The organism is Mycobacterium sp. NGS49 (assembly GCF_059812565.1).
This window is the reverse complement of the sequence record NZ_JCALCX010000073.1, coordinates 1-6,403: the sequence shown is the minus strand read 5'-3', so window position 1 is coordinate 6,403 and position 6,403 is coordinate 1. Positions and strand designations below refer to the sequence as shown.

The 6,403-nt window shown below is 61.8% G+C and carries 1 pseudogene; it reads right to left on the bottom strand.

Going from position 1 to position 6,403, the window contains the following annotated elements:
* A pseudogene (locus AC5Y7D_RS30580) lies at positions 1-6,403 on the bottom strand (PPE family protein); the annotation flags it as partial.

Genomic DNA, 6,403 nt, shown 5'->3' with positions numbered 1-6,403 from the left:
CCGATGTTCATCAACCCCGACACCGCCCCCGGCGTGGCCATCCCCGCCGTGCTGGTGTTGAACACCCCCGAGACCGTATGGCCCAGGTTGGCAAACCCCGAGGACCACGTGCCGAAATTCTGGAACCCCGACACCTCGGTACTGCTGCCGTTCCACCACCCCGACACCGACGCACCCATATTCCCAAACCCCGACACCGTCCCGGCACCGGAATTGAAAAACCCCGACGACGGACCGGCCGAGGTGTTCCCGAAACCAGGTCGGGCCGGAATATCCAGGAACACAACATTGATCGGGCCCAGGTGGCTTCGGATCTGGATGGGTATGACGGTGGAACCGTCGGGGTTGCCGATGTTGATGTCGATCTTGGGCAGGATGCCGCTGATGCTCGGGATCTGGATGGGCCCGATGTTGAAGTTGGTGACGGCAATCGCGTTGATGGTGAGCCGGGGGAAGGTGAAGCCGTTGACCAGCAAGGTTCCCAGGTCGATGTTGATGGGCAGGTGGATCGGGATATTGATGTCGAGGTTCAGCACCGGGAATTCCGGGATGCTGAACTCCAGGTGTGCGCCCACCAGGCCCTGGTAGTCGCCGCGCCACAGGATGCCGTTGCTGTAGTTGCCGAAGTTGAACAGACCGGTGTTGACGTTGCCGGTGTTGCCGTACCCGGTGTTGAAATCACCGGAGTTCAAGCCGCCGGTGTTGTAGTCACCCGCGTTGTAGGTGCCGGTGTTCAAGGCGCCGGTGTTAAACAGGCCGGTGTTGTAGTCACCCGGGTTGGCGATGCCGGTGTTGGTGGTGCCGGTGTTGAACAAGCCGGTGTTGTAGTCACCGACATTGGCGATACCGGTGCTGCCGCTGCCCGGGTTCCACCAGCCGAAGTTGCCGATGCCGGCGTTGCCCAGGCCGTTGTTACCGATACCGGAGTTACCGATGCCGACATTGCCGCTGCCGGAGTTGAAGAAGCCGGTGTTGTTGGTGCCCGAGTTGAACAAGCCGACGTTGCCGCTACCGGAGTTCCAGCCCCCGAACCCCTGCTGCCCGTCACCGGTGAGCCCGATGCCGACGTTGTTGTTGCCGGTGTTGCCGAAGCCGATGTTGAAGCTGCCGCTGTTGCCCAAGCCCCGGTTGCCGATACCCAGGTTGCCCAGGCCGAAGTTGCCGTCGCCGAGGTTGCCGAAACCGATGTTGCCGTTGCCCAGGTTGCCGCTGAAGACGTTGTTGTCGCCGAAGTTGCCCAGGCCGAAGTTGCCGTCGCCCAGGTTGCCGAAGCCGAAGTTGTTGTTGCCTACGTTGCCGCCGCCGACGTTGCCCAGGCCCAGGTTCGCTGGTCCGATGTTGGTGATCGGGTTGTTGTTGAAGAAGCCGGCGATGTCGTGTCCGATGTTTTCGAAGCCCGAGACGTTGGCCGGGCTGGTCAGGCCGGTGTTGAGCGCGCCCGAGATGGTGTTGCCGAAGTTGGATACGCCGGACAGCAGGTCGCCGAAGTTCTTGTAGCCCGAGATGCCTGAGGTGCCGGCCGTCGAGTTGAAGAAGCCGGAGACGTTGGCGCCGAAGTTCCCGAAACCCGAGGCGATGCCGTCGCCGGTGTTGAAGAAACCCGAGGAGGGAACCGACGTCCAGTTCATGAAGCCCGGACGCACCGGGATCTCGACCCACGGGATCGTGATAGGCAGCAGGCCGCCGCTGCCCTGGACGTCGATGATGGGGTCTGGGGACTTGCCGATGTTGACCGTGATCGCCGGCAGGCCGATCCGGATGTTCGGAATGGGGATGGGGCTGACGTCGATCAAGCGGGCGCTGAGGAATTCGAAGAACGTCGCGTCCACGGTCAGCGCCGGGATGGTGAAGCCCTGGACCGTGAGGATGCCCAGGGTGCCGGTGATCGGGATGTCGAGGTAGACCGGCACCCGGAAATTCAGCGGGATCGCGTTGTCCGGGATGGTGCTCGAACTGCTGTAGCCCCACAAACCCTGGTAGTCGCCCCGCCACAGGATGCCGTTGTTGTAGTTGCCCATGTTGAAGGCGCCGGTGTTGACGTTGCCAGCGTTCGCGAAGCCGGTGTTGTAGTCGCCGGTGTTGGCAAGGCCGGTGTTGTAGTTGCCGGGATTGAAGCCGAAGGTGTTGAAGTTCCCGGCGTTGAAGCTGCCGGAGTTGCCGGTGCCGACGTTGCCCACGCCGGTGTTGACGTTGCCGGGGTTGAAGAAGCCGGTGTTGACGTCGCCGGCGTTGAAGAAGCCGGTGTTGATCTGGCCGCTGTTGCCGATGCCCCAGTTGCCGGTACCGGAGTTGCCGATGCCGACGTTGCCGCTGCCCGAGTTGAACAACCCGGTGTTGTTGGTGCCGGAATTGAACAGCCCGGTGTTGCCGGTGCCCGAATTCCAGCCGCCGAAACCTTGCTGGCCGTTGCCGGTGAGCCCGATGCCCAGGTTGTTGTCGCCGGTGTTGGCCAGCCCGTTGTTGCTGCTACCGGCGTTGCCGAAGCCCTGGTTGACGTTGCCGGAGTTGCCGAAGCCCGAGTTGGAGTTGCCCAGGTTGCTCCAGCCGCTGTTGAGGTTGCCCAGGTTGCCCAGGCCGATGTTGCCGTCGCCGAGGTTGCCCAGGCCGAAGTTGGACAGGCCGTGGTTGCCGAAACCGATGTTGTTGTCGCCGACGTTGCCGAAGCCGATGTTGTTGTTGCCGACGTTGCCGAAGCCGACGTTGTTCTGGCCGACGTTGGCCAGGCCGAGGTTGAAGGTGGACATACCGGGGGGCGGTACCTGGCTGAAGAATGCCCCGGCGAAGTTGGCGCCCACATTCGAGATGCCCGACAGGTTGGCCGGTTCGGCCAGGCCGGTGTTGAAGAGACCCGAGATGGTGTCACCCAGATTGGAGATGCCCGACACCAACGTGCCGTAGTTCTTGAATCCGGATACCGCCACGGTGCCGTAGTTCTGCCAGCCCGAGATGTTGGCGCCTATGTTGCCGATGCCCGATACGGTGCCGCCGACGGCGGTGTTGAAGAAGCCCGACGCGTTCGGGGTGGTGTTGAAGAAGCCCGGGTACGCGGGGATGTTGACCAGAGTCCAGTCGACGGGACCGATGCTGGCCGTGGCCGGGATGAAGATCTTGGTCGTTCCGTCGGCTTTGCCGATCTGGAAGTTGATGGCCGGGCCGGTGATCGTGACCGGTGGGATGGTCAGCGAGTTGATCTTGCCCGTCGCGATGGGCAGTGGTCCCAGGGTGACGCCCAAGCCGAAGTTGACGTCCGACAGGGTGATTCCGCTGAACAGGGTATTGGTGAAGCCGGCCGTGATGGGGACGTTGATGGGTGCTTCGACGTCGAAGTGTGCCGGGATCTCGGGTACGTGGATTGCGTAGTGGGCGCCGAACAGCCCCTGCCGATCGCCGCGCCACAGGTAGCCGTTGTTCTGGTCGCCCGTGGCAAAAGCGCCGGTGTTGATGTCGCCGGAGTTGGCCAGGCCGGTGTTGTAGTCGCCGCTGTTGTACCAGCCGGTGTTGAAGTCGCCCCGGTTGGCGACACCGGTGTTGGTATTCCCGAAGTTGAAAAGGCCGGTGTTGTGGTTGCCGATGTTGGCGATGCCGGTGTTGACCACGCCGGTGTTGAACAGACCGGTGTTGATGCTGCCGGCGTTGCCGATGCCGGTGTTGAATTCCCCGGAGTTACCGATGCCGAAGTTACCGTTGCCGGTGTTGCCGATGCCCACATTGTTGGTGCCGGAGTTGCCGAAGCCGATGTTGCCCAGGCCCGAGTTCAGACCTCCGAAACCCTGCTGATTGTCACCGGTGAGCCCGATGCCGATGTTGTTGTTGCCGGTGTTGCCGAAGCCGATGTTGAAGTCACCGGTGTTGCCGAAGCCGAAGTTGCGGCTGCCGAGGTTGCCGAAGCCGAAGTTGTAATTGCCGTCGGTCAGTGCGGTACCGGCGTTGCCGAAACCGAAGTTTCCGTCGCCGATGTTGCCGCTGCCGAAGTTCAGGCCACCGATGTTGCCGAAGCCGAAGTTGGAGTTGCCCCAGTTGCCGCTGCCGATGTTGAGGCTGCCGACGTTGCCGCCGCCGAAGTTGTTGGCTCCCAGGTTGTTCAGACCGATGTTGAAGATCGGCCCCGTCGGTGTATCGAACACCCCACTCATGTCCCAGCCGGCGTTGAACAGGCCCGAGATGTTGCCGGGGTTTGCCAGGCCCACCAGGCTGGTGTTGTAGAAGCCGGAGACACTGTTGCCCAGGTTCGCCCAGCCCGACGCGAGCGATCCATAGTTCTGGATGCCCGAGACGCCAAGCGCGGTCACGCCGCTGTTCCAGATGCCCGACATGCTGCCGCCGAGATTCCCGATGCCCGACGAGCCGCCGGCGCCGCCGTGGAAGAAACCCGACGATGGATTGGTCGTGGTGTTGCCGATGCCCGAGGCGGCCGGGATGTCGAGGAAGGTGATCGTGCGGCTTTCCAGCGCGCCCTTGATGCTGATCGGTATGTTGACCGTCGGTCCGCCGATGGTGAGCGTCACCAGCGGAGCGGTGATGGTGGACCCGCCGAGAATGACCGGGCCGAAGTAGAACAGGCCCTGCGGCGCGACTACCGGCACCGGTAGATACCAGGTTTGCGGGAAAATTGTCCCGGCCACCGTCACCGGTATAACCATGCCGCCCAGCGGCATCACCATATTCACCGGAATGACCATCTGCATGTCCACCGGAACGTATGGGGTGGTGTACGACAGATTTACGGCGATTTGACCGGCATTGTTCCCGCTCTGGGAGAGGCCGTTGTTGAAATTGCCACTGTTGAGCAGGCCCGTGTTGACGTTTCCGGTGTTGAAGAACCCGGTATTGGTGTCACCGGGGTTGAAGCTGCCCGAGTTGGTGCTGCCGACATTGAAATCACCGGTATTGGTGGTACCGGCGTTCAAGGATCCGGTGTTGTAGCTGCCTGAGTTCAAGAAACCCGAGTTGAAGTCTCCGGCATTGCCGAGCCCGGTGCTGTAAGAGCCGGCGTTGGCGAAGCCGGTGTTTCCGGTACCAGGGTTTTCCCAGCCCCAGTTTCCGGTGCCGGCGTTGAACAGACCGGTGTTGCCGGTGCCGGAGTTCCCGAACCCGACATTCCCGCTGCCCGAGTTGAACAATCCGACGTTGTTGGCGCCGGAGTTGAACAGGCCGAGGTTGCCGACGCCGGAGTTCAAAGCTCCGATGCCGTACTGGTTGTCGCCGGTGAGCCCGATCCCGATGCTGTTGCTGCCGGTGTTGCCGAACCCGACGTTGTTGCTGCCGGTGTTGGCAAAGCCTTGATTGTAATTGCCGGCGTTACCGAACCCGATATTGTAATTGCCCAGATTGCCGAGGCCGAAGTTATAATTGCCGAAGTTTCCGGAGCCGAAGTTGATCAAGCCGATATTTGCGTTTCCGAAGTTCTGACTGCCGATATTGCCGGACCCGACATTGTTGCTGCCGATGTTGCCACTGCCGAAGATATTCAAATCGCCGATATTCCCGCTGGCGAAGATGTTTCGATAGCCGATGTTGCCGCTGGCGAAGATGTTTCCGTCGCCGACATTCGCGTTGGCGAAAAAGTTCGCATGACCCTTATTCGCCAGTCCAATGTTGAACAGCGTGGGGCCGCCGAAAAATCCGGACATGTTGCTGCCGCTGTTGAACACGCCCGAGATGAACGCGGGGGTAGTGATGGCGACCATGCTGGTGTTCAGCAGGCCCGACACGGTATTGCCGGTGTTGATGTAACCCGACATGAAAGCTCCGGTATTGGCCAGCCCGGAGGCGCCGACGGCGCCCTGGGAGGTGTTGAAGATGCCGGAGTTGTTCGCGCCTGAGTTGAAGAAGCCGGACGCGGCGCCCACACCGCTGTTGAAGAAGCCGGACGACGGGATGGTCGTGGAGTTGAAGAAGCCCGGTCCGCCGGTGAAGAACTGGCCTTGGTTGTCGCCCCGCCACAGGAAGCCGTTGCTGTAGTTGCCGGTATTGAACGCACCGGTGTTGACGTTGCCGGGGTTGAACAGACCGGTGTTGAGGTTGCCTTCGTTGAAGAAGCCGGTGTTGTATCGGCCCACGTTGAAGCCGCCGGTGTTGCTGTTGCCCGGGTTGAACAGGCCGGTGTTGTAGTTGCCGCTGTTGCCCCAGCCGGTGTTGGCGAAACCGGTGTTGAAGAAGCCGGTGTTGGCGTCGCCGGAGTTTCCGATGCCGGTGTTGTAACTGTTGCCGGAGTTGCCGATGCCGAAGTTGTTGGTGCCGGAGTTGCCGATCCCCACATTGCCGGTCCCCGAGTTGAACAGACCGACGTTGCCAGTGCCCGAGTTCAGGCCGCCGAACCCGGACAGCCCGTTACCGGTCAGTCCGATCCCCTGGTTGCCGTTGCCGGTGTTGCCGAAGCCGATGTTGTTGTGGCCGGTGTTGC